Source organism: Streptomyces sp. (genome assembly GCF_031181705.1).
GTDB lineage: Bacteria > Actinomycetota > Actinomycetes > Streptomycetales > Streptomycetaceae > Streptomyces.
Window position 1 is genome coordinate 1 of record NZ_JAPSKN010000087.1, and the last position, 24,450, is coordinate 24,450.

Here is a 24,450-nt window from a genome sequence, read left to right on the forward strand (position 1 = left end):
GACCGGCGCGATGACCGGCGCGACGATCGTCGTGACGACCGGCGTGACGGTGACCGTGGTGGGTTCCGTGGTGGCCGTGACGACCGTGGTGGGCGTGGGCCCCGGCGCGATGACCGTGGGGGGCGTCCCGGCGGCTTCCGGGGTGGCCGTGACGACCGGCGTGGTGGCGGCGGCCGGTTCCGTGAGGAGCGGGAGCGGGACAGGGAGCCGATCAAGCGGCTGCCGATCCCCGAGGACGTCACGGGTGACGAGATCGACAAGGACGTTCGGCAGGAACTGCAGAGCCTGCCGAAGACTCTCGCGGAGGACGTCGCCAGGAACCTGGTGATGGTCGCGCGGCTTCTCGACGAGGACCCCGAGGGCGCGTACGCCTACTCCAGGATCGCGCTGCGGCTGGCCTCGCGAGTCGCCGCCGTACGGGAGGCCGCCGGGTTCGCCGCGTACGCCAACCAGAAGTACGGTGAGGCGCTGGCCGAGTTCCGGGCCGCCAAGCGGATGACCGGGAACATCGACCTGTGGCCCGTCATGGCCGACTGCGAGCGTGGGCTCGGGCGGCCGGAGAAGGCGCTGGACATGGCCGGTGCGCCCGAGGTGCACAAGCTGGACAAGGCCGGGCAGGTCGAGATGCGGCTCGTCGCGGCCGGTGCGCGGCGGGACATGGGGCAGCTGGACGCGGCCATCGTGACGCTGCAGAGCCCTGAGCTGGCCGCCAACTCGGTGCAGCCCTGGACCGCGCGCCTGCGCTACGCGTACGCGGACGCGCTGCTTGCCGCCGGGCGTGAGGACGAGGCGCGGGAGTGGTTCGCGAAGGCCGTCGAGGCCGACCGGGACGGCAGCACGGACGCCTCGGACCGGCTCGCCGAGCTGGACGGCGTGGAGTTCCTGGACGTCCTCGCCGACGACGGGGACGACGACGAGGGAACCGATGAGGTCAAGGGCGGCGGTGCGGACGGCGACGCCGCTCCTGAGGAGCCAAAGCAGAAGGACTGACGTCGGAACGTGAGTGAAGGGGGCGGATCCCGGTCGGGGTCCGCCCCCTCCTGCGTCGTGGGGGCGGGGGTCAGAGGTCCAGCGCGCGCAGGACCAGCCCCGTCGCCGGCTTCGGGCCGAACGACGTCGACTTGCGCGGCATGGTCACGCCCTGCCGGGCCAGGTCGCGGACGACCTCCTCGCGGACCGGGTGCATCAGGACGGCCGTACCGCCGTCGCGCTCGGCCTTGGCGACCGTGGCGGCCGTGTCGTGGATGTAGGCGATGCGGTCGGGGGAGTCCTCGGGGATGTGCCACACGTGTTCCAGGAGCGTGGCGTGCAGCACCGTCGCGTCCAGGGTGCGCCAGGCCGTGGGCCGGCCGGCCGGGATCGTGCGGGCCAGCAGGTCCGGGTCCGGGTGGTCGACGAGGTGGAAGGCGCCGTCGCCGGCGAGCAGGAACGCGTTGCTGGCGCGGGCCGCGTCCGCCAGTGCCGCCAGGGCATCGGAGAGCGGCACGTCGAGGCGGCGTACGCGGAAGCGGCCGTCCAGGGCGGCCACCGCCTCGCCGACCGGCAGGGCGTGGAGGAGGCGGTGGATGGCGCGGACCCGGAGGGGGTAGCGGGCCGTGTCGACCAGGAGGACCAGGCCGTAATCCCACGGGCTGGGCGAGGGGTGTTCCGTGCGGAGGCGGCGGTAGGTCGCCCAGCGGTGGTGGCCGTCGGCGATGAGGGCCTGGTGGCGGGCCAGACCGTGCTGGATCGTGGTGAGCTCGGCGGGGTCGGTGACCGCCCACAGGCGGTGGCGGAAGCCGTCCTCCGTGGTGGTCGCGAGGAGCGGGGGCCGGTCGGCCGTGCGCTCGATCAGGTCCGCCGTCGCGGCCGACGAGTCGTCACCGCGGTACGTCAGCAGCAGGGGTTCCAGGTTCGCCGAGGTGGCCCGCATCAGGGCCGCGCGGTCCTCGACGACATGCGGCATGACGTCCTCGTGCGGCAGCACGACCTGCTCGGCCGGGTCGGACACGCGCAGGGCGCCGATGAGCCCGCGCTGCAGCATGCCCTCGCCGTCGCGCTGCTCGTAGACGTAGAGGCAGGGTTCCGGGTCGGTGGTGAGGATGCCCTCGGACAGCCAGTGGCGCAGGGTCGCGGCGGCCTGTTCGTTGCGGGCGCCGGCGGTGGCGGCCTGGGGGAGGATCAGACGGACGATGTTGTAAGGGTCGGAGGATTCGAGGTGGTGCAGGCCGTCGGGGCGCACCACGACGTCGTACGGCGGAGATGTGACGGCGGCAAGGCTGCCGACCCGGTCGGGGTCGTAACGAAGGCCTCGGAACGGGGTGAGTTCCAGGCCTCGGTGCACCGTTGCCTCCCAGTGACCTGCTGTCTTCATCCCGGCATCGTACGGGTGTCGGTGGCATGGGGGATGATCGGGGGAAAGCCGCCGAACCGAGGAGCGATGCGGGATGAGCCGGAGCGTCAGGACGAGGCCCGAGGGCAGTGGGCAGCCCCTGAGCGAGGCGTACGACACGGCACTGCTCGACCTGGACGGAGTCGTCTACGCGGGCGGGAGCGCGATCGCGCACGCGGTCGAGTCGCTGGCGTCGGCCCGGGAGGGCGGGATGCGTCTGGCCTACGTGACCAACAACGCGCTGCGGACCCCGGACGCGGTGGCCGGGCATCTGACGGAGCTGGGGATACCGACGGGCGCGGAGGACGTCATCACCTCCGCGCAGGCGGTCGCGCGGCTGATCAGCGAGCAGGTGCCGCGGGGTGCGCGGGTGCTGGTCATCGGCGGTGAGGGGCTGCGGGTGGCGCTGCGGGAGCGGGGTCTTGAGCCGGTCGAGTCCGCGGACGACGATCCGGTGGCGGTCGTGCAGGGGTACGGCGGGCCCGATCTGCCGTGGGGCCGGTTCGCCGAGGCCTCCTACGCGGTCGCCCGGGGTGTGCCGTGGTTCGCGTCCAACACGGACCTGACGATTCCGAGCGGGCGCGGCATCGCGCCGGGCAACGGGGCGGCGGTGGAGGTCGTCCGCATCGCCACGGGCGCCGAGCCGCAGGTCGCGGGCAAGCCGCTGCCGCCGATGCACCGGGAGACGATCCTGCGGACGGGGGCGGAGCGGCCGCTGGTCGTCGGGGACCGACTGGACACGGACATCGAGGGCGCGTTCAACGGGGAGGTCGACTCGCTGCTCGTCCTGACGGGCGTGACCGACGGAGCGCAGCTGCTGGCCGCTCCGCCGCAGCACCGGCCGACGTATGTGGACGCCGACCTGCGCGGGATGCTCGGCGGCCAGCCGGACGTCGTCGAGGCGGGCGAGGGCGGGTTCCGGTGCGGTGGCTGGACGGCGCGGGCCGGCGCGGACCGGCTGGAGCTCGACGGGGAGGGCGACGCGCTGGACGGTCTGCGGGCGTTGTGCGCCGCGGCGTGGTCGGCCGCCGGTGACGGGGAGTGCGGCCTGGACAGCGGGAAGGCGCTGGCGCGGCTGGGGATGTGAGCGCCGGTTGGGCAGCGGCGGGGCGGGCAGGATCACGCGTGTGTGAGGGGCGGCCGGGCTCTCGCATCGTGATCGATTGCGAGGGTAGGCTAACCTAACTGCGTGTTGGTCGAGAGTCCCCCCGAACAGCGCGCGGAGACCGCCCCCGCGCCCCCAACCCGACGTGCGGCGCGTGCCTTTGGGCTGCTCCTGTCCGTCGCGATCCTGGTGCTCGTCGCACTGGCGAGTATCGCGATCGGAGCGAAAGAGCTGTCCCTCGGCCAGGTGTGGCACGGCCTGTTCCAGGACTCGGGGAGCTACGGAGACGTCGTCGTGGCCGAGCGGCTGTCGCGGACCCTGCTCGGGGTGCTCGCCGGTGCCGCCCTCGGACTGGCCGGGGCGGTCCTGCAGGCCCTCACGCGCAACCCGCTGGCCGATCCCGGACTGCTCGGCATCAACGCCGGCGCGTCCGCCGCGGTCGTCACGGCCATCACCTTCCTGGGCGTCACCTCGCTCAGCGGCTATGTGTGGTTCGCGTTCTTCGGCGCGGCCGCCGTCGGGGCGCTGGTCTGGTTCCTCGGCGGCAGCCGGGGGGCGACACCGGTGCGGCTGGCCCTCGCCGGTACGGCGATCAGTGCCGCGCTCTACGGTTACCTCCAGGCCGTGATGATCATGGACGACGCGGCGCTCGGCAAGATGCGCTTCTGGACGCTCGGTTCGCTCTCCGCGGCGACCGACTCGATCATCGAGCAGGTGCTGCCGTTCCTGCTCACCGGCACGGTCCTCGCGCTGGCCCTGGCCCGGCCGCTCAACGCCATGGCCATGGGCGACGACACCGCCAAGGCGCTCGGCGCCAACCTGAACCGGACGCGGGCGCTGTCGATGCTGGCCGCGACCGTGCTGTGCGGGGCGGCGACCGCCGCGTGCGGGCCGATCGTGTTCGTCGGGCTGATGGTGCCGCACGTGGTGCGCTCCTTCACCGGACCCGACCTGCGCTGGATCCTGCCGTACGCGGCGATCCTGTCGCCGGTGCTGCTGCTCGGCGCCGATGTCATCGGCCGGATCGTGGCCCGGCCGGCGGAGCTCCAGGTGGGCATCGTCACCGCGATCCTCGGCGGGCCGGTGTTCATCTTTCTCGTACGACGGCGGAGGACGGCGCAGCTGTGAAGACCACCAACGATGCCGCGAAGAGCACCCACCGTGCCGTGCGGACCCCGGGCGGGCTGTCGATACGCCTGGACGTGCGGGCTTTCGTCGTCGTGCTCCTGCTGCTGGTCGTGGCGCTCGCGGCGAGCGTGGTGCTCATCGGCACCGGCGACTTCCCGATCCCGGCCGCCGACGTGCTGCGCACGCTGGTGGGCGAGGGCAACGCGGGCCAGGAGTTCATCGTCAACGAGTTGCGGCTGCCGCGGGTGCTGGTGGGGCTGCTGGTCGGCGCCTCGCTGGGGCTGGGCGGCGCGCTGTTCCAGTCCATCTCCCGAAATCCCCTGGGCAGTCCGGACGTGCTCGGCCTCGGCCAGGGCGCGACGGCGGGCGCGCTCACGATGATCGTGCTGTTCTCCGGCAGCGCCAACCAGGTCGCGCTCGGCGCGCTCGCGGGCGGCCTGGTGACCGGCTTCGCGATCTACGTGCTGGCCTGGAAGCGGGGTGTGCACGGCTACCGGCTGGTCCTGGTCGGCATCGGCGTCTCCGCGATCGTCACCGCGGTCAACGGGTATCTGCTCACCAAGTCCGACATCGTGGACGCGGCCCGCGCGGTGGTGTGGATGACCGGCTCGCTCGACGGCCGCGACTGGGCCCAGGTGTGGCCGCTGCTCGCCCTGTGCGCCGTTCTGGTGCCGCTCGTCCTGGCCAACGGGCGCGGGCTGCGGATGATGGAGATGGGCGACGACGTGGCGTACGCCCTCGGGGTGCGGGTCGAGCGCGTGCGGCTGCTGCTGCTGGTCGCGGCGGTGCTGCTCACCGCCTCCGCGACCGCCGCGGCCGGTCCCGTCAGCTTCGTGGCGCTCACCGCTCCGCAGCTGGCCCGGCGGCTGACCCGGTCGCCCGGACCGAACCTGCTGGCCTCGGTGTGCATGGGCGCCGCCCTGCTGGTCGTCGCCGACTGGGCCTCGCAGCGGGCGTTCGGCGCCGAGCAGCTGCCCGTGGGGGTGGTCACCGGCGTGCTCGGCGGTGTCTACCTGCTGTGGCTGCTGGTCACCGAACGCAAGGCGGGGCGGATATGAGTACCGGCACCGCGGCGGGCACGAGCGCCCGGAGCAGCAACAGCAGCGGGCTGAACAACCGAAGGAGCACCGTGAACCGTCTGTCCGCCGAGAACGTCACCCTCGCCTACGACCAGCGGGTCATCGCCGAGCAGTTGTCGGTGGAGATACCCGACAACTCCTTCACCGTGATCGTCGGGCCCAACGCCTGCGGCAAGTCGACGCTGCTGCGGGCGCTGTCGCGGATGCTCAAGCCCAGTGAGGGCCGGGTGGTGCTCGACGGGCAGGTCATCCAGTCCCTGCCCGCGAAGAAGGTCGCCCGCACCCTCGGCCTGCTGCCCCAGTCGTCCATCGCGCCCGACGGCATCACCGTCGCCGACCTGGTCGGCCGCGGCCGCTACCCGCACCAGGGCATCCTGCGGCAGTGGTCCACCGAGGACGAGCGGGTCGTCCAGGAGTCCATGCGCCAGACCGGGGTGGCGGAACTCGCCGACCGCTACGTCGACGAGCTCTCCGGCGGTCAGCGCCAGCGCGTGTGGATCGCCATGGCGCTGGCCCAGCAGACGCCGTTGCTGCTGCTCGACGAGCCGACGACGTACCTGGACATCCAGCACCAGATCGACGTCCTGGACCTGTGCGCCCAGCTGCACGAGGAGCAGGGGCGCACGCTGGTGGCCGTGCTGCACGACCTGAACCACGCCGCCCGCTACGCCACGCATCTCATCGCCCTGCGCCAGGGCACGGTCATCGCCGAGGGCGCGCCGAACGACATCGTCACGGCCGAGCTGGTCGAGGAGGTCTTCGGGCTGCGCTGCCAGGTCATCGACGACCCGGAGACGGGCACGCCCCTGGTCGTGCCGGCCGCGCGCAAGGCACGCGTGCGGGACACGGCCGGGACGCGGACCCCGGTGGAGACCCGGGCGGAGAAGGTCGCCGCTACAGAAGCTTCCTGAGGCGGAGCAGGTCCCGCAGCCCCGCGTGCAGCTTCACCCGGCCCGAGCCCCAGGCCGTGGCGAAGTTCAGCCCGCCGTCGACCAGGGCCACCAGGTCGTCGCCGGTCATGGCCAGTCTGATCTCGGCCTTGTCCGGCGGCGGTCCGGGCACCGTGTCGCGCACCTCGATCCGGCCGCCGCGCATCCGGCCCGTGAAGGTGACGTCCAGGTCGGTGATGTGGCAGCTCACCGAGCGGTCCAGGGCCGCGGCCTCGCGGACGTCCCCTTCGGCGCGCTGCATGCTGTCCGAGAGCTTGTCGAGTGCGCTGCGGCACTCCTGGATCGTGGCCATCGCGATCGACGGTACCGCAGCGGTTCGCGGTAGCGTCGGGGCATGGACGACGCAGTTCCCCCGACGGACCTCCCGGCGGAGGCGCGGCAGGCGGAGCCCGAGCCCGACCCGGCCGCCCCCGCCCCCCTGAACGTGCCCCGCACGCCCACCGGCGACGCCGGCGTGGACGCCGCCCTGACCCGGCTCGGCGACGCGGACCACCTCGCCACGGACGGGCACATCGAGGTGTACGAGGATGTACACCGGGGGCTGCGCGACGCGCTGACCGCGCTCGACGTACGCCCGGGACCTCCGGCGCCCCCGCCGCCGTCTGGACCGAGGAGCTGAACCGAACGTGGCAGGAGTCGCACGACGCCGTCTGGACGCGGAGCTGGTCCGCCGCAAGCTCGCGCGCTCGCGTGAGCACGCCGGCCAGCTGATCGCCGCGGGGCGGGTCTCCGTCGGCAAGACCGTCGCGACGAAACCGGCCACACAGGTGGAGACCGCCGCCGCGATCGTCGTCGCGGCCGACGAGAACGATCCCGACTACGTCTCCCGGGGCGGCCACAAGCTCGCCGGCGCGCTGGAGGTGTTCGTGCCGCAGGGCCTCGCCGTCGAGGGCCGCCGGGCGCTGGACGCCGGCGCGTCGACCGGCGGGTTCACCGACGTCCTGCTGCGGGCGGGCGCCGCGCACGTCGTCGCCGTGGACGTCGGATACGGCCAACTCGCCTGGTCCCTGCGGAACGATGAACGCGTCACCGTCAAGGACCGTACGAACGTACGCGAGTTGACGCTTGAAGCGATCGATGGGGAGCCTGTGGATCTTGTCGTGGGGGATCTGTCCTTCATCCCGCTCGGGCTGGTCCTGCCCGCCCTGGTGCGGTGCGTGAAACCGGACGCCGACCTGGTGATGATGGTCAAGCCGCAGTTCGAGGTGGGCAAGGAGCGACTCGGCAGCGGCGGAGTCGTACGCAGCCCCCAGCTGCGGGCCGAGGCGGTCCAGGGGGTGGCCCGCAAGGCCTGGGGGCTGGGGCTCGGGACGAAGGGCGTGACCGCCAGTCCGCTGCCCGGGCCGTCGGGGAATGTCGAATACTTCTTGTGGCTGCGGGCCGGGGCACCGGAACTGGACCCGGCCGACGTTGACCGAGCAGTGGCGGAGGGGCCGCGTTGACCGAGAACCGAGCTCGTACGGTGTTCCTGCTCGCCCACACGGGACGGCCGGCGGCCGTGCGCAGTGCCGAGCTCGTGGTGAAGGGGCTGCTGCGCTCCGGGCTCGGCGTGCGCGTCCTGGAGGACGAGGCACGGGACCTGCCGCTGCCGGACGAGGTGGTGCTGGTCAAGGAGGCGACCCCGCAGTGCCTCGACGGGTGCGAGCTGCTCATCGTGCTGGGCGGCGACGGGACGCTGCTGCGCGGCGCCGAGTTCGCGCGGGCGTCGGGGGTGCCGATGCTCGGCGTCAACCTCGGGCGGGTCGGCTTCCTCGCCGAGGCCGAGCGCGACGACCTCGACAAGGTGGTCGACCGGGTGGTGACCAAGGCGTACGAGGTCGAGGAGCGGATGACCGTCGACGTCGTGGTGCACCAGAACGGCGACATCGTGCACACCGACTGGGCGCTGAACGAGGCGGCCGTGCAGAAGGTGTCCGCCGAGCGGATGCTGGAGGTCGTCCTGGAGATCGACGGGCGGCCGGTCACGGGGTTCGGCTGCGACGGGATCGTGTGCGCCACGCCTACCGGATCGACCGCGTACGCCTTCTCCGCGGGCGGGCCGGTGGTGTGGCCGGAGGTCGAGGCGCTGCTGATGGTGCCGATCTCCGCCCACGCGCTGTTCGCCAAGCCGTTGGTGACATCGCCGGACTCCGTGCTGGCCGTGGAGGTCCTGCCCCACATTCCGCCGGGTGTGCTGTGGTGTGACGGGCGGCGGACGGTCGAGTTGCCGGCCGGGGCGAGGGTGGAGGTGCGGCGGGGGGCCGTGCCGGTGCGGCTGGCCCGGCTGCACCACGCTTCGTTCACGGACCGGCTGGTGGCGAAGTTCGCGCTGCCCGTTTCCGGGTGGCGGGGCGCTCCTCATTGACGTGCTGGCTCGTCGTCGGCGGGTGCGGGTCCTTCTGTGGCTCGTCGCGCGGTTCCCCGCGCCCCCGGCAGAGCCACGTCCACTCAGGTGGGTGACAAAGGCAGGCCGGTCGCAATCCCAGGGCCGGACCTCGTAAGGTCGTGTCCGTGTTGGAGGAGATGCGGATACGGTCGCTCGGTGTGATCGACGACGCTGTCGTCGAGCTGTCGCCGGGGTTCACCGCGGTCACCGGTGAGACGGGTGCGGGCAAGACCATGGTGGTCACCAGCCTGGGATTGCTGCTGGGCGGGCGGGCGGACCCGGCACTCGTGCGGATCGGGGCCGGGAAGGCCGTCGTGGAGGGGCGGATCACCGTCTCCCCGGACGACACGGCCGCGCTGCGCGCCGAGGAGGCCGGGGCCGAGCTCGACGACGGTGCCCTGCTGATCAGCCGTACCGTTTCGGCCGAGGGCCGCTCCCGGGCGCACCTGGGCGGACGCAGCGTGCCCGTGGGCGTCCTCGCGGAGCTCGCCGACGAGCTGGTGGCCGTGCACGGGCAGACCGACCAGCAGGGGCTGCTCAAGCTGTCCCGGCAGCGGCAGGCGCTCGACCGGTACGCGGGCGACGCGGTCGCCGTGCCGCTGGCCAAGTACGCCGAGGCGTACAAGCGGCTGCGGGCCGTCTCCGCCGAGCTCGACGAGATCACCACGCGCGCGCGGGAACGGGCCCAGGAGGCCGACCTGCTGCGCTACGGGCTCGACGAGATCGCCGCCGTGGAGCCCCGGCCCGGCGAGGACGTGGAGCTGGCCGAGGAGGCCGAGCGGCTCGGGCACGCGGAGGCGCTGGCGTCCGCCGCCGCGGCCGCTCACGCCGCGCTCGCGGGCAACCCGGAGGACCCCGAGGGCGTCGACGCCGGGACGCTCGTCGCGGGCGCCCAGCGGGCCCTGGACGCCGTACGGTCGCACGACCCGGCGCTGGCCGCGCTCGCCGACCGCATCGGCGAGATCGGCATCCTGCTGCGCGACGCGGCCGGGGACCTCGCGGGCTACGCCGACGACCTGGACGCCGACCCGCTGCGGCTGGCGGCCGTCGAGGAGCGGCGGGCCGCGCTCACCGGACTGACCCGCAAGTACGGCGAGGACATCGCCGCCGTGCTGGCCTGGGCGGAGAACGGTGCCGCCCGGCTGACCGAACTCGACGGCGACGACGAGCGGATCGGGGAGCTGACCGCCGAGCGGGACGCCCTGCGGGCCGAACTGGGCGGACTCGCGCAGGCCCTGACGGACGCGCGGAGGGAGGCCGCCGAGCGGTTCGCCGCCGCCGTGACCGCGGAGCTGGCCTCCCTCGCCATGCCGCACGCGCGCGTGTCCTTCGACATCCGGCAGACCGAGGACCCCGAGGGCGTCGAGGTCGGCGGGCGGCCCGTCGCCTACGGGCCCGCCGGTGTGGACGAGGTGGAGCTGTTGCTGGCCCCGCACCCGGGCGCGCCGCCCCGGCCGATCGCCAAGGGCGCCTCCGGCGGTGAGCTGTCCCGCGTGATGCTGGCCGTGGAGGTCGTCTTCGCGGGGACGGATCCGGTGCCGACGTACCTGTTCGACGAGGTCGACGCCGGCGTCGGCGGCAAGGCGGCGGTCGAGATCGGCCGGCGCCTCGCGCGCCTGGCGAAGACCGCGCAGGTCGTGGTCGTGACGCATCTGCCGCAGGTGGCCGCCTTCGCCGACCGGCAGCTGCTGGTCGAGAAGACGAACGACGGGTCCGTGACCCGCTCCGGCGTCAAGGTCCTGGAAGGGGAGGAGCGGGTCCGGGAGCTGTCCCGTATGCTCGCCGGCCAGGAGGACTCGCAGACGGCCCGGGCGCACGCGGAGGAGCTGCTGGCGACGGCACGGGCGGACCTGTAGCCGGAGGCGTTGTGGCGCCGGGCGCCCAACTTCACTCGTGTGGGTGACCCGGCCCGGCGCATTTCCCCGCTGCCGCGCCCCGCTGTCGCGCCGCCGGGGTTCCGGCGTTCCCGGAACCCCCGTGCGTCCTGGCATCCTTGGCGGAGTACGCGTGGGAAACCGCGCCGTGACCGCCCGACCGAACCAGGAGCCCGGCCACGTGACGCCCGTGAGCAGCCACTCACCGCCTGGCCAGTCGCCGCTGCGCACCGTGCAGGTGCTGGGCGGGGGCAATGCCGCCAGCAGTGCGCATGTGCGCTCGCTGGCCGCGGGGCTCGTCGCTCGGGGCGTGAGAGTCACGGTGTGCGCCCCCTCCGAGGCAAATCACGCCTACGACTTCAGCGGGGTCGGTGCCGACCATGTGCACGTGCCGCGCAGCAGTGACCCCGTGTCGGTGGCGGCGCTGCGGGCGGCCTGCGCCGACGCCGATCTGGTGCACGCCCACGGGCTGCACGCCTCCTTCCGGACCGTGCTCGCGCTCAGCGGGCGGCGCGTGCGGACCCCGCTGGTCGTGACGTGGCACGACCGGGCGCACGCCGACGGTGCGCGGGCCCATCTGCTGCGCGTCCTGGAGCGGCGGGTCGTCAAGGCGGCCACGGTGGTGCTGGGCACGACCTCGGCGCTCGTGGACCGGGCCCGGCTGACGGGCGCCCGGGACGCGCGGCTGGCCGCCGTGGCGCTGCCCGGACCCCGCGGGCCCGCCGAGCCCGAGGACCCCGACCGGCTGCGGCCCAAGGTCCGTGCCGAACTCGGCGCGACCGGACGGCCGTTGCTCATGGCCGTCGGCTCCCTGGAGCGGCACCGCGGCTACGACGTGCTGCTGGACGCCGCGCGCGTGTGGCGCCGCCTGGACCCCGTGCCCCTGGTCGTGATCGCGGGGGAGGGGCCGCTGCGCGGGGAACTCCAGGAGCGGATCGAGAACGAGGGCCTGCCGGTCCGGCTCATCGGACGCCGCGACGACATCACCGACCTGCTCGGCGCCGCCGACCTCGCCCTGCTGCCGAGCCGCTGGGAGGCCCGCTCGGTGCTCGCCCAGGAGGCCCTCCACGCGGGCGTGCCGCTCGTCGCGACCGATGTCGGCGGCATCCCCGAACTGGTCGGCGACGCGGCCGAACTCGTCCCGTCGGGGGACGCCCAGGCCCTCGCCGCGTCCGTCGTGGGCCTGCTCGGCGACCCCGAGCGCCGGGCCCGGCTGCAGGACAAGGGCGCCCGGCAGGCGGCGACCTGGCCGACCGAGGACGAGACCGTCGCCCAGGTGCTCAGCGTCTACGACGAACTGACCCGGCCCCTGCCTCTCGCCTAGGCCGTGTCCGCAAAGTCCCTCCTGCGCCGCGACGCCTGGCACGCACTCCCGCCGCACCGGACACAGTCCCGAGTACGCCCGGTACGAGGGACTGCGTCCGGCACGCCGCCGGCACGCACCAGGCGCCGCGGGGCCCGCCCTCCGGGCGGACGGAGGGACGTTGCGGACGGCCTGGGGCCTGTGTCTGACAGACGGGCCCCAGCACGACTCCCTACGGCCCCGGAGCCCTCGTCTGCGCCGCCCGGGGCACATGGCGCCGGGCCCGCAGGGCCAGGCTCAGGGCCAGCACCGTCTGCGGATCGTCGAGGTCCGTGCCCAGCAACTCCCCGATGCGCGCAAGCCGGTTGTAGAGCGTCTGCCGGTTCAGATGCAGCTCCCGGGCCGTCTCCGCCTTGCGTCCCGCGTGGGCCAGGTAGGTCGTCAGCGTGGGCAGCAGCGGCGGCCGGGAGCGGCGGTCGTGCTCCAGGAGCGGGCCGAGGGCCCGGTCGACGAAGGCCGCCAGGTCCGGATCGTCGCGCAGCCGCCACAGCAGCAGGTCGATGTCCAGGCGGCGGGCGTCGAACCAGGGCCGGTCCGGCAGGCCCTGGGCGGCCGTGGCCGTCTCGGCGGCGTGCCGCAGGCCCGACGCCGCCGCCGTCCAGCCGCCCGCCACCCCGACGACCACCACGGGCGCCTGCCCGCCCGGCCGCAGCATCCCGGCCCGGCCCACCCCGGCCCGCAAAGCCGCCGCCACCCGGTCCGCGATCGTCGCCCGCTCCGCCTCGGCGCGCAGCCCGAGCAGCACCAGCACCCGCCCCTCCACCGGCCGCACCCCGAGCAGCACCGGCACGCCCACCGCCGCCAGCTCCTCCGAGACGGCCCGGGCCAGCACCGCCCAGCCTCCTGCGGGGGACAGCGCGTCGCCGAGCCGCATGACGACCGGCAGCAGCGGCCCCTCGCCCGGCCGGAAGCCCAGCACCCGGGCCTGCGCCGGGGCGTCCTCGGCCGTGACCCGGCCCTCGGCGAGGTCCGTGAGGAAGTCGCCCCGCCCGCGCGCCGCCAGCTCCTCCTCCTGCCGCGCCTGCATCAGCACCACGGCCAGGATGCCCGCGGCCCGCTCGGCGGCCATCCGGTGCACCGGCGCCAGGGGTGTCCGGACCGGAAGCAGCACCAGACGCGCCCGGACGCCCCCGCTGCCGGGTCCGCCGCCCGGCACGTCCACCAACAGCGAGCCGGCGAGCGGCGGTTCGTCCTTGTGCTGACCGCGCAGCCCCTCCCACACCTGGAGCGGGTCCGCGCCCTGGGGACCGGCCCCGGCGGCGTACAGCAGCTGCCCCTCCGCCGTCTCCAGGAAGACCGGGTTGGCGCCGAAGTCGGCCAGGATGGAGAGCACCTGGGGCACCCCGCCGCCGCTCAGCACGGCCCGCGTGCAGCGCCGGTGCACCTCCTCGGCCCGCTGGAGCAGCGCGTAGTGGCCGTTGACGATCTCGGTGTGGACCTCCTCCGTCACGGTGACGAACGGCACCTCGCGGTGCAGCTGCACCAGCGGCAGCCCGGCCGAGCGGGCCGTGTCGACCAGGGCCGCGGGCAGCCGGGTGAAGCGCGGGCCGAGCTCCACCACCAGGGCCGCGATGCCCCGCTCGGCCAGCGTGCGCACGAACGCCCGCTGCTCGGCCGGGCGGGTGCCGAGGCCGTAGCCCGTGGTCAGCAGCAGTTCGCCGCCCTTGAGCAGGGAGGCGATGTGCGGCACCTCGCCGGCGTGCACCCAGCGCACGGTGCGCCCGAGCCGGTCGGCGCCCGCCAGCACCTCGGGCAGTCCGCTGCGCAACCCCGGCAGCTCCAGCGCCCGCCGCACGGTGATCCCGGCGCCCCGGGTGTCGTAGCCGCTGTCCGTCCCGCTCTCCATGGGCCGGACGCTACCCGGGCGGGTGCCCCTCGGACATCTCCGGACGGGCACCGGACGATCACACCGCGCCGGGCCCGCGGCGGACGCCGCCCGGATTACGGCCCCGCCGGCCGGGTACGGGCGCCGTCATGGACATGAGCGTGGTCGCGGTGGGGCGGGAGGACGACAGTCCGGTCGAGGAGCCGTTGCGCGTCGCGGTCCTCGCCGACCGGCTCGGGTACCGGGAGGTGTGGGCGGGCGAGGGGCCGACCTGGGACGCGTTCGTGCTGGCGACGGCGATCGGCGCGGCCACCGAGCGGGTCGCGCTGACCGCCGGGCCCGTGCCGGTGAACGTGCGCGATCCGCTGACCGTCGTCCGGGGCGCCGCCTCCACCGCGGCCGTCACCGGCCGGCCCGTCGGCGTGGCCCTCGGCACCTCCAGCAAGCGGGTCGTCGAGGGCGTGCACGGCCGGCCGCGTACCCGGCCCGCCGCGGCCCTGGAGGAGTCGGCCGCGGCCGTACGGGCGCTGATGGACAGCGTGCCGGGCGAGCCGGTCGTGCCCGGCAGCGGCTTCCGGCGCCGGCTGCCGCCGCCCGGCGGGATGCTCACCGTCGCGGCGTTCGGCGAGCGCGCGGTCGCCGCGGCCGTCGGGCACGCCGACCGGATGCTCCTCGACCTCGTCTCGCCCGGGCAGGTGCGGACGCTGCGGGCGCGGATGCTGGCGGCCGCCGAGAAGGCGGGGCGCACCCCGCCGCGGCTGGCCGCCTGGCTGCCCGCCGCCGTCGACCCGGAGCCGGAGTCGCTCACGCAGATCCTGCGCAGCGTCGTCGGCTACCTCTGCGTGCCGGGCTACAGCGACGTGTTCGTCGACGCCGGGTTCGCCGATGTCGTCGAGCTGGCCGTGAAGGGCGCCGACCGGGACACCCTGCTGCGGGCCCTGCCGCCCGAGGCCGCGGGCACGGTCGCCCTGGTCGGCGACGCCGCCACCGTCCGCGCCCGCGTCGAGGCCTACGCCGAGGCCGGTCTCGACGAGGTCGCGCTGGTCCCGGCCACGGCGGGCGACCCGGCGGGGGAGCGCACGCTCACGGCCCTCAAGCCGCGGTGACGCTCCCGGGGCCCTCGCTCAGCCGCCGTACGCGCCCGAGGCCGTCAGCCGCAGCGCCGTGTCGATGAGCGGCACGTGGCTGAAGGCCTGCGGGAAGTTGCCCACCTGGCGCTGCAGGCGCGGGTCCCACTCCTCGGCCAGCAGACCGAGGTCGTTGCGCAGGGACAGCAGCTTCTCGAACAGCTTGCGGGCCTCGTCCACGCGGCCGATCATCGCCAGGTCGTCGGCCATCCAGAACGAGCAGGCGAGGAACGCGCCCTCGTCACCGGGCAGGCCGTCGACGCCCTCGTCGGCGCCCTCGGTCGGGTAGCGCAGGATGAAGCCGTCCGGCGTGGACAGCTCCCGCTGGATCGCCTCGATCGTGCCGATGACCCGCTTGTCGTCCGGCGGCAGGAAGCCCACCTGCGGGATCAGCAGCAGCGAGGCGTCCAGCTCCCTGGAGCCGTAGGACTGCGTGAAGGTGTTGCGCTCCTTGTCGTAGCCCCGCTCGCACACGTCCCGGTGGATGTCGTCGCGCAGTTCCTTCCAGCGCTCCAGCGGACCGTCGGCGTCGCCGGACTCGATCAGCTTGATCGTGCGGTCGACGGCGACCCAGGCCATCACCTTGGAGTGCACGAAGTGGCGGCGTGGGCCGCGCACCTCCCAGATGCCCTCGTCCGGCTCCTGCCAGTGGCCCTCCAGGTAGCGGATGAGCTTCAGCTGGAGCAGCGAGGCGTAGTCGTTGCGCGCGAGGCCCGTCATGTGGGCCAGGTGCAGGGCCTCGGTGACCTCGCCGTACACGTCCAGCTGGAGCTGGTGGGCCGCGCCGTTGCCGACCCGCACCGGGGCGGAGTTCTCGTAGCCCGGCAGCCAGTCCAGCTCCGCCTCGCCCAGCTCGCGCTCGCCGGCGATGCCGTACATGATCTGCAGGTTCTCCGGGTCGCCCGCGACCGCGCGCAGCAGCCACTCGCGCCAGGCACGGGCCTCCTCGCGGTAGCCGGTGCGCAGCAGCGAGGACAGGGTGATGGCCGCGTCACGCAGCCAGGTGTAGCGGTAGTCCCAGTTGCGGACGCCCCCGATGTCCTCCGGCAGGGAGGTGGTCGGCGCGGCGACGATGCCTCCGGTGGGGGCGTAGGTCAGCGCCTTCAGCGTGATCAGCGAGCGGACCACGGCCTCGCGGTAGGGGCCGTGGTACGTACAGTGGTCGACCCACTCGCGCCAGAAGTCCTCCGTCGCCTCCAGCGACTGCTCCGGCTCGGGCAGCGGCGGCGGCTCCTTGTGCGAGGGCTCCCAGGAGATCGTGAACGCGATCCGCTCGCCCGGCGCGACCGTGAAGTCCGAATAGGTCGTCAGCGACTTGCCGTACGTCTCGACGGACGTGTCGAACCACACGGAGTCGGGGCCCGCGACGGCCACCGTCCGCCCTTCGTGCTTGTGCACCCACGGCACCACCCGCCCGTAGGAGAACCGCATCCGCAGCGCCGAGCGCATCGGCACCCGGCCGGAGACGCCCTCGACGATCCGGATCAGCTGCGGGGCGCCGTCACGCGGCGGCATGAAATCGGTCACCCGGACCGTGCCCCGCTGGGTGTCCCACTCGGACTCCAGGATCAGCGAGTCGCCGCGGTAGCTGCGCCGGGCCGCGGTGGGCGGCTCCTGGTCGGAGGCGTGCGCGGGGCCGAGCCGCCAGAAGCCGTGCTCCTCGGTGCCCAGCAGGCCGGCGAAGATGGCGTGCGAGTCGAAGCGGGGCAGGCACAGCCAGTCGACTGTCCCGTCCCGGCAGACCAGGGCAGCGGTCTGCATGTCTCCGATGAGTGCGTAGTCTTCGATGCGCCCGGCCACGTGCAACTCCAGTCGAACGGCCACGTCACCCCGCAAGGGGGCTGTCGCTAGTGCGGTCAAGGGGGTTTCAGCAGATCTTGCAATGCGTCGTTGAGCGATGAAGCAAAACAGGTCACTCAGCCGTGACGCAAAGCGCCAATTGTTGCTCAACGAACTGACGAGCTCACGTTGTTCCGGTGGTTGCGGGCGGGGGGTGGTGCCGTTGGGCCGGACGGGCTCGGCAGCGAGTGTCCGAGCAGGATACGACGCACGCGGATGTTCCGGGTGCCCGTCGCGACAAGGCGGGTACGCCGAACGAGTGAGCAACGGGTGAGGGGCCCGTGAGGATGATCGCCCCGTGTCGGAATGTGTGCGGAGCGTGGCCGGAAGCCATCGCCTCGCGGCGCTGATACGCTGGTAGCCCGTGGACCGGTGGGCGTACGACCCCCGAACCGCACCTCCAGATCGCGACCACGGGAGCCCCCTCTTGGCCATGCCCAATTCCACGACGACCAAGCACATCTTCGTCACCGGGGGTGTCGCCTCCTCGCTCGGCAAGGGCCTCACGGCCTCCAGCCTCGGCATGCTGCTCAAGGCCCGGGGCCTGCGCGTCGTGATGCAGAAGCTCGACCCGTACCTCAACGTCGACCCCGGCACGATGAACCCCTTCCAGCACGGTGAGGTGTTCGTCACCAACGACGGCGCCGAGACCGACCTGGACATCGGCCACTACGAGCGCTTCCTCGACCGCGACCTCGACGGCTCCGCCAACGTGACCACCGGCCAGGTGTACAACACGGTGATCGCCAAGGAGCGGCGCGGCGAGTACCTGGGCGACACCGTGCAGGTCATCCCGCACATCACCAACGAGATCAAGCACCGCATCCGCCGCATGGCGACCGACGAGGTCGACGTCGTGATCACCGAGGTCGGCGGCACGGTCGGCGACATCGAGTCGCTGCCGTTCCTGGAGACCGTCCGCCAGGTCCGGCACGAGGTCGGCCGTGACAACGTCTTCGTCGTCCACATCTCGCTCCTGCCGTACATCGGCCCCTCGGGTGAGCTGAAGACGAAGCCCACCCAGCACTCGGTCGCGGCCCTGCGCAACATCGGTATCCAGCCGGACGCGATCGTGCTGCGCTGCGACCGCGAGGTGCCCACCGCGATCAAGCGGAAGATCTCGCTGATGTGCGACGTCGACGAGGCAGCCGTCGTCGCCTGCCCCGACGCCCGCTCGATCTACGACATCCCCAAGACCGTGCACGGCGAGGGCCTGGACGCCTACGTCGTGCGCAAGCTGGACCTGCCGTTCCGCGACGTCGACTGGACGACCTGGGACGACCTGCTCGACCGCGTCCACAACCCCGACCACGAGATCACCCTCGCCCTGGTCGGCAAGTACATCGACCTGCCCGACGCCTACCTGTCGGTGACCGAGGCGCTGCGCGCCGGCGGCTTCGCCAACCGGGCCCGCGTGAAGATCAAGTGGGTCACCTCCGACGACTGCAAGACCCCGGCCGGCGCCGCGGCCCAGCTCGGCGACGTCGACGGCATCTGCATCCCCGGCGGCTTCGGCGAGCGCGGCGTGAACGGCAAGGTGGGGGCCATCCGCTACGCCCGCGAGAACAAGGTGCCGCTGCTCGGCCTCTGCCTCGGCCTGCAGTGCATCGTGATCGAGGCCGCGCGGAACCTGGCCGACATCTCCGACGCCAACTCCACCGAGTTCGACCCCGCCACGGGCCACCCGGTCATCTCCACCATGGCCGAGCAGATGGACATCGTCGCCGGTGACGGCGACATGGGCGGCACCATGCGGCTCGGCATGTACCCGGCCAAGCTGGCCGAGGGCTCGATCGTGCGCGAGGTGTACGACGGCAAGGAGTACGTCGAGGAGCGGCACCGGCACCGCTACGAGGTGAACAACGCCTACCGCGCCGAGCTGGAGAAGAGGGCGGGCATCCTGTTCTCGGGCACCTCGCCGGACGGCAAGCTCGTCGAGTACGTCGAGTACCCGCGCGACGTCCACCCCTACCTGGTCGCCACGCAGGCGCACCCGGAGCTGCGCTCGCGCCCGACGCGCCCGCACCCGCTGTTCGCCGGGCTCGTCAAGGCCGCGGTCGAGCGGAAGACTTCGAAGTAACACACCGGTTGTACGGTGGCCGGGGTGCATCCCTTCAAAGGGTGTGCACCCCGGTTTCGTTTCCGCAGGTCGTGTTGGGTACGTGGAAGGACAGGCATGACGATCAAGGACACCCCGGAGGCATGGGAGATCCGGGCGACGGACACGCCCTTCGTGGGCAACAAGACCTCCGTCCGGACCGACGACGTGGTCATGCCCGACGGCACCGTGGTCGGCCGTGACTACCAGGTCCACCCCGGCTCCGTCGCCGTCCTCGCCCTCGACGAGGCCGACCGCGTCCTGGTCCTGCGCCAGTACCGCCACCCCGTGCGCCACAAGCTGTGGGAGATCCCGGCCGGGCTGCTCGACGTACCCGGCGAGAACCCGCTGCACGCCGCGCAGCGCGAGCTGTACGAGGAGGCGCACGTCAAGGCCGAGGACTGGCGGGTGCTGACCGACGTCTACACCACCCCCGGCGGCTGCGACGAGGCCGTGCGGATCTTCCTCGCGCGGGATCTGTCCGAGGCCGAGGGCGAGCGCTTCGCGGTCGCGGAGGAAGAGGCCGACATGGAACTCGACCGGGTGCCGGTCGAGGATCTGGTCCGGGGGGTGCTGGCCGGCGACCTCCACAACAACTGCCTCGTGGTGGGCGTCCTGTCGCTGGTCGCCGCGCGGGCCGGTGACGGCCTGGACGCGCTGCGCCCGGCGCAGGCCCCGTGGCCGGCGCGGCCCTTCGAGGCGTAGGCGCTCCGCGAGGGGTGCCGCGACGGATGGGTGCCGCGAGGGCCGTCGGCCGGGTGCGGTGTGGCTGGTCGCGCGGTTCCCCGCGCCCCTGAGGGGCGTGGCCCTGACGCCGTCGGTCCTACGATCTGCTGATCCGATCGGGGGATGTGCCCGCCCTGCTCCTCCTGGGACGTCGCAGAGCGTGAACTAGGCTCTGAGCACGCCCGAACCGGAGTCCCGGCGGGCTCGCAGGTGCGGTGGGACGGGAGTGTGGCCCGTGGCGGATCAGGTCGTGGAGACAGCCGACGTGCGGCCGGCCGGGCGTGCCGCCGCGAAGCACCAGTTCCTGGGCCGCACACGGGAGTTGAAGGAACTGCGCGCCGACATCGAGCGCGCCGGACTGGACACCCTCGCGGGCCGCAAGGCACCCCGCGCACGCGTGCTGCTCATCGCCGGCCGCCCCGGCTCGGGCCGCACCGCCCTCGCCGAGGAACTCGTCCGGCAGGTCGCCGACGGCTACCCGGACGGGGTGCTGCGCGCCCGCCTGACCGACCCCGACGGCACCCCGGTACCGGTCGAGCGGGCCGCCCGCGACCTGCTCGCCGCCCTGGACGAGCAGGCCCCGGCCGGGGCCTGCGAGGACGACCTCACCGACGCCCTGCGCACGGCCCTGGCCGAGCGGCGCGTCGTGCTCCTGCTGGACGACGCCGCCGACGCCGAACAGGTCGACGCGCTGCTGCCCGACACGCCGGACTGCCTGGTCGTCGCGGTCTCCCGGGGCCCGCTCACCGGCATCTCGGACGTCCGCCCCTGCACCCTGGGCGGCCTGGACGCCAAGTCCGGGGTGGAACTGCTCTCCCGGCACACCGGCTCGGTCCGCATCACCGTCGACCCCCGGGCCGCCGAGGGCCTCGCCGAGGAGTGCCAGGGGCAGCCCGCCGCGCTGGTGCTGGCGGGCGGCTGGCTCGCGGCCCGGCCCATGGCGGCCGTCTCCGACCTGGCCAAGCAACTGCGCGCCGAGGAGCCCGAGGGAACCGCCCTCACCCGGGTCTTCCGCCTCGCCTACGCGGCTCTGCCCGCCACCGCCGCCCGGATGCTGCGCCTGCTCGCCCTCGCCCCGGCCGGCCTGGTCGACCCGCAGGTCGCCTCCGCACTCGCCGGCTGCTCGGTCGGCACCGCCCACACCACCCTCGACGACCTCGTCGCCCTCGGTTTCCTGCACGCGGTCGACTCACCCCTGCCCCAGTACGAGGTGCCCGGCTGCCTCCACGACCAGCTCCGCCTCCTCGCCCGCCACCACGAACGCCCGGCCGAGCTCCAGCTGGCCCGGGCCCGCATGCTGGAGCGGACCGTACGGCTGCTCCAGGCCTGCCGGGCGATCACCGAGACCGACAGCGCCCAGGCGCGCCAGAAACTCCTCGACATGCCGCGGGCCCTGCGCTTTCCCACCCCGCGGGCGGCCGCCGAGTGGCTGCGCCTGACCCGGCCCGCGCTGCTCGCCGCGGCCCGGCTCGCGGTCGCCGACGGGGAGCTGGACACCCTGGCCAGGCGGCTGATGTCCCAGCTGGTCCGGGCCATGGTGGCGCACGTGGGGACCCGGGCGGCCGCGCCCGACCTCTACGTCGTGCACAGCCTGGTCCTCGACATCGCCGAGCGCCGCGGCCTGCCCCGGGAGAAGGCCGCCGCCCTGCTGAACCTGGGCGACCTCGACGCCCGCACCGGCCGCACGGCCGACGCCCTGGCGCGCTACCGGGCCGCCCTGGACGCCGGACGCGAGGTGAACGACACCTACGCGACCGGCCGCGCGATGGAATCCGTGGGGGGCGCGCACCTGGAGCTCGGCGACTTCGACCGGGCCGCCGACTGGTTCGGCCGTGCCCTGACCGAGCGGCTGGCGCGGGGCGAGCACGCGGACGCCGCCCGGCTGTACGGGCGCATCGCCGCCGCCCACACCTTCGCGGGCCGTTACGGCGAGGCCCTGCGGAACTGGCGCTCGGCGGTCTCCGGACACCGGCGGTGCGGCGATGTGGCCGCCCAGGCGCGGGCGTTGAGCGAACTGGCCCGGGTCCAGGAGTACGCGGGCCGGCCCGAGGAGTCGCTGCGCACCTGCCGGGAGGCCGTGGAGTGGGCCCGGCGCGCGGAGGACACCCGGCTGCAGGCCGCGCTGCACCTGCGGGTCGCCGACACCCTCGAACACCTCGGCGACCCCGCCTCGGCCGGGCTGCACCGGGGAGCCGCCGAGCGGATCCTCGGGGAGGCAAACCTTCCATCCGAACCCGACGCCTGCGAAATCCGTACCGCATCCGCTGAAGATTGATGCAATGGAAGGCTAGACAGCGGGAACACCTTCATTAAACTGGCTCTGCCGCACGTTCTCCTGCGGTCTCTCCCGGTGTGCCCGTGCGTGCCCGGGTATGTGTAAGAAGTACCCCCCGTACCCTCTGAGCCAAGGACCGTGATCGACGTGAAGGTCGGCATCCCCCGCGAGGTCAAGAACAACGAGTTCCGGGTGGCCATCACCCCCGCCGGCGTGCACGAGCTGGTGCGCCACGGCCACCAGGTCGTCGTCGAGCGCGACGCCGGTGTCGGCTCCTCGATCACGAACGAGGAGTACGTGGCCGCCGGCGCTCGGATCCTGGACACCGCCGACGAGGTCTGGGCCACCGCCGACCTGCTGCTGAAGGTCAAGGAGCCCATCGCCGAGGAGTACCACCGCCTCCGCAAGGACCAGACCCTCTTCACCTACCTGCACCTGGCCGCATCCAAGGAGTGCACGGACGCCCTGCTGGAGTCCGGCACCACGGCCATCGCCTACGAGACCGTCGAGCTGCCCAGCCGCGCGCTGCCGCTGCTCGCCCCGATGTCCGAGGTCGCGGGCCGGCTGGCCCCGCAGGTCGGCGCCTACCACCTGATGCGTGCCAACGGCGGCCGCGGTGTGCTGCCCGGCGGCGTCCCCGGCGTGCTCGCCGGCCGCGCCGTGGTCATCGGCGGCGGCGTCTCCGGCTGGAACGCCGCGCAGATCGCCATCGGCATGGGCTTCCACGTGACCCTGCTCGACAAGGACATCAACAAGCTCCGCGAGGCCGACAAGATCTTCGGCACGAAGATCCAGACGGTGGTCTCCAACGCCTTCGAGCTGGAGAAGGCCTGCCTGGAGGCCGACCTCGTCATCGGCGCGGTGCTCATCCCCGGCGCCAAGGCCCCGAAGCTGGTCACCAACGAGCTGGTCTCGCGGATGAAGCCCGGAAGTGTCCTTGTCGACATCGCGATCGACCAGGGCGGCTGCTTCGAGGACTCCCGCCCGACCACCCACGCCGAGCCGACCTTCCAGGTCCACGAGTCGGTCTTCTACTGCGTCGCCAACATGCCCGGCGCGGTGCCCAACACCTCCACCTACGCGCTGACCAACGCCACGCTGCCGTACATCGTGGAGCTGGCCAACCACGGCTGGGTGGACGCGCTGCGCCGCGACCCGGCACTGGCCAAGGGCCTCAACACGCACGACGGCAAGGTCGTTTACCGCGAGGTCGCCGAGGCGCACGGCGTGGAGCACGTCGAGCTGTCCTCGCTGCTCGGCTGAGCCCCCGACCCGCACGCGACGGCCGGTAAGTCGGCTAAGTCGTCAACCGGCAAAGGCGATACGTCAACACGTGTCGTCAACGCCGCGCACCAGGCCGGACCTTGCCCGACAAGGTCCGGCCGGATGTGTGTATGGTCACTTCGCGATTCTCGGGCAACTCGCCTCGAACGTAACCCTTCAACCGATTCGCACACCGGTGAAACCTGCCGTGCGACGGCCGTACGCCCTTGACAGCGGGATGTTTCATTGCCGACACATCGGGCCGGGTCCGGCGGATTGTGTTGCTGCGGACGCCCGACACGCCATAGAGTCGCCAACCGTCGGCATGGTGCCACGCTGACCTGTCTAGAAGTTTCCTGGTCACCAAGGAGGTAAGACGACTTGTGAATGAGTCGACATTTACTCCCGGGGGTGGTCAACCAGGAATGCCTGCACGGGGCCAGGGGCCCGCGGGGTTCGAGGCTGTCGGCTCCGTCGCTGTGCGCACCTTCGCAGCCCACCAGAGTCAGCAGGCGACTCACACAGCACACCAGAAGATGGATGGCCATCACGTGAACGCCATGGCCGGCGACGGAAGTGGCGCGCCCCACAACCACTTCGCCGACTACGACGAACTGCCCGAGGGGCACTTCTACGACCCCGACGCGGAGTACGAGCCCGATCCCGAGTACGCGGCCACTCTCGCGCCCGACGCGGCCAGACAGCGCCGGGAGCGCATCGGCCCGACCGGGCGCCCGCTGCCGTACTTCCCGATCCCGGGCCCGCTGACCGACCACGGACCCGCGAAGATCATCGCGATGTGCAACCAGAAGGGCGGCGTCGGCAAGACCACGTCGACCATCAACCTGGGTGCCGCGCTCGCGGAGTACGGACGCCGTGTCCTGCTCGTGGACTTCGACCCGCAGGGCGCGCTGTCGGTCGGACTCGGCGTCAATCCGATGGAGCTCGACCTCACCGTCTACAACCTGCTCATGGAGCGGGGGATGGCGGCCGACGAGGTGCTGCTGAAGACGGCGGTCCCCAACATGGACCTGCTGCCCAGCAACATCGACCTGTCGGCGG

General features: G+C 73.2%; 20 protein-coding genes. 16 read left to right on the forward strand and 4 right to left on the reverse strand.

Annotation, left to right across the window (positions count from 1 at the left end):
- Window positions 1-219 precede the first annotated feature (219 nt).
- Window positions 220-990, forward strand: a complete 771-nt coding sequence (locus RIN80_RS17550; protein WP_309096551.1) for a tetratricopeptide repeat protein — start codon at window positions 220-222, stop codon at window positions 988-990.
- 70 nt (window positions 991-1,060) lie between these two features.
- On the opposite strand, the gene RIN80_RS17555 is transcribed toward RIN80_RS17550, so the two are convergent.
- Window positions 1,061-2,353 carry a DUF1015 domain-containing protein gene (locus RIN80_RS17555; RefSeq protein ID WP_309096536.1) on the reverse strand — a complete coding sequence of 431 codons (1,293 nt, stop codon included), beginning with the start codon at window positions 2,351-2,353 and terminating at the stop codon, window positions 1,061-1,063.
- A 73-nt stretch (window positions 2,354-2,426) separates the two neighbouring features.
- Between RIN80_RS17555 and RIN80_RS17560 the strand changes: the two genes are divergently transcribed.
- The 4 genes from RIN80_RS17560 to RIN80_RS17575 all read left to right on the forward strand — a co-directional run bounded on the left by RIN80_RS17560 (window position 2,427) and on the right by RIN80_RS17575 (window position 6,594).
- Entirely contained in the window at window positions 2,427-3,458 is a 1,032-nt protein-coding gene (locus RIN80_RS17560; RefSeq protein WP_309096537.1) for an HAD hydrolase-like protein, read from the forward strand.
- Between the two features lie 102 nt (window positions 3,459-3,560).
- Complete coding sequence (locus RIN80_RS17565; RefSeq protein ID WP_309096538.1) at window positions 3,561-4,604, forward strand: iron chelate uptake ABC transporter family permease subunit; 1,044 nt, start codon at window positions 3,561-3,563, stop codon at window positions 4,602-4,604.
- Window positions 4,601-5,662 (forward strand): iron chelate uptake ABC transporter family permease subunit, encoded by a 1,062-nt coding sequence (locus tag RIN80_RS17570; RefSeq protein WP_309096539.1) that lies wholly within the window; start codon window positions 4,601-4,603, stop codon window positions 5,660-5,662. The genes RIN80_RS17565 and RIN80_RS17570 overlap by 4 nt, the downstream gene beginning before the upstream one ends.
- Complete coding sequence (locus RIN80_RS17575) at window positions 5,659-6,594, forward strand: ABC transporter ATP-binding protein (RefSeq protein WP_309096540.1); 936 nt, start codon at window positions 5,659-5,661, stop codon at window positions 6,592-6,594. The genes RIN80_RS17570 and RIN80_RS17575 overlap by 4 nt, the downstream gene beginning before the upstream one ends.
- On the opposite strand, the gene RIN80_RS17580 is transcribed toward RIN80_RS17575, so the two are convergent.
- Window positions 6,578-6,925 (reverse strand): SCP2 sterol-binding domain-containing protein, encoded by a 348-nt coding sequence (locus RIN80_RS17580; protein WP_309096541.1) that lies wholly within the window; start codon window positions 6,923-6,925, stop codon window positions 6,578-6,580. The genes RIN80_RS17575 and RIN80_RS17580 overlap by 17 nt on opposite strands.
- Before the next feature lie 42 nt (window positions 6,926-6,967).
- Here RIN80_RS17580 and RIN80_RS17585 point away from each other — a divergent pair, with 42 nt between their 5' ends.
- The 5 genes from RIN80_RS17585 to RIN80_RS17605 all read left to right on the forward strand — a co-directional run bounded on the left by RIN80_RS17585 (window position 6,968) and on the right by RIN80_RS17605 (window position 12,196).
- Window positions 6,968-7,252: a hypothetical protein gene (locus RIN80_RS17585; protein ID WP_309096542.1), complete on the forward strand. Its 285-nt coding sequence runs from the start codon at window positions 6,968-6,970 to the stop codon at window positions 7,250-7,252.
- Window positions 7,253-7,259: 7 nt separating this feature from the next.
- Window positions 7,260-8,075 (forward strand): TlyA family RNA methyltransferase, encoded by an 816-nt coding sequence (locus RIN80_RS17590; RefSeq protein ID WP_309096543.1) that lies wholly within the window; start codon window positions 7,260-7,262, stop codon window positions 8,073-8,075.
- Window positions 8,072-8,977, forward strand: coding sequence for an NAD kinase (locus tag RIN80_RS17595; protein ID WP_094055423.1), 906 nt, complete (start codon window positions 8,072-8,074; stop codon window positions 8,975-8,977). Before RIN80_RS17590 ends, RIN80_RS17595 begins: the two co-directional genes overlap by 4 nt.
- A 158-nt stretch (window positions 8,978-9,135) precedes the next feature.
- Window positions 9,136-10,854 carry a DNA repair protein RecN gene (gene recN, locus RIN80_RS17600; RefSeq protein ID WP_309096552.1) on the forward strand — a complete coding sequence of 573 codons (1,719 nt, stop codon included), beginning with the start codon at window positions 9,136-9,138 and terminating at the stop codon, window positions 10,852-10,854.
- A 199-nt stretch (window positions 10,855-11,053) separates the two neighbouring features.
- Window positions 11,054-12,196, forward strand: coding sequence for a glycosyltransferase family 4 protein (locus RIN80_RS17605; RefSeq protein ID WP_309096553.1), 1,143 nt, complete (start codon window positions 11,054-11,056; stop codon window positions 12,194-12,196).
- Between the two features lie 211 nt (window positions 12,197-12,407).
- Here the strand turns inward: RIN80_RS17605 and RIN80_RS17610 are convergent, their stop codons facing one another.
- Complete coding sequence (locus RIN80_RS17610) at window positions 12,408-14,081, reverse strand: PucR family transcriptional regulator ligand-binding domain-containing protein (protein ID WP_309096544.1); 1,674 nt, start codon at window positions 14,079-14,081, stop codon at window positions 12,408-12,410.
- Window positions 14,082-14,209: 128 nt separating this feature from the next.
- Here RIN80_RS17610 and RIN80_RS17615 point away from each other — a divergent pair, with 128 nt between their 5' ends.
- Complete coding sequence (locus RIN80_RS17615; protein ID WP_309096545.1) at window positions 14,210-15,166, forward strand: LLM class F420-dependent oxidoreductase; 957 nt, start codon at window positions 14,210-14,212, stop codon at window positions 15,164-15,166.
- Between the two features lie 18 nt (window positions 15,167-15,184).
- Here the strand turns inward: RIN80_RS17615 and RIN80_RS17620 are convergent, their stop codons facing one another.
- A complete protein-coding gene (locus RIN80_RS17620; RefSeq protein WP_309096554.1) occupies window positions 15,185-16,987 on the reverse strand; it encodes a glycoside hydrolase family 15 protein in 1,803 nt (600 codons plus the stop codon).
- A gap of 472 nt (window positions 16,988-17,459) precedes the next feature.
- On the opposite strand from RIN80_RS17620, the gene RIN80_RS17625 reads away from it, so the two are divergent.
- The 5 genes from RIN80_RS17625 to RIN80_RS17645 form a co-directional block, all read left to right on the forward strand.
- The gene (locus RIN80_RS17625; protein ID WP_309096546.1) at window positions 17,460-19,106 is read left to right on the forward strand and encodes a CTP synthase; all 1,647 of its coding nucleotides are present in this window, start codon (window positions 17,460-17,462) and stop codon (window positions 19,104-19,106) included.
- A 96-nt stretch (window positions 19,107-19,202) separates the two neighbouring features.
- The gene (locus RIN80_RS17630; RefSeq protein WP_309096547.1) at window positions 19,203-19,829 is read left to right on the forward strand and encodes an NUDIX hydrolase; all 627 of its coding nucleotides are present in this window, start codon (window positions 19,203-19,205) and stop codon (window positions 19,827-19,829) included.
- Window positions 19,830-20,085: 256 nt separating this feature from the next.
- Window positions 20,086-22,125, forward strand: coding sequence for a tetratricopeptide repeat protein (locus RIN80_RS17635; RefSeq protein ID WP_375141722.1), 2,040 nt, complete (start codon window positions 20,086-20,088; stop codon window positions 22,123-22,125).
- 138 nt (window positions 22,126-22,263) lie between these two features.
- Complete coding sequence (gene ald, locus RIN80_RS17640; protein WP_309096549.1) at window positions 22,264-23,388, forward strand: alanine dehydrogenase; 1,125 nt, start codon at window positions 22,264-22,266, stop codon at window positions 23,386-23,388.
- A gap of 425 nt (window positions 23,389-23,813) precedes the next feature.
- Window positions 23,814-24,450 (forward strand): AAA family ATPase (locus RIN80_RS17645; RefSeq protein WP_309096550.1); only part of this gene is annotated, 637 nt, incomplete at its 3' end.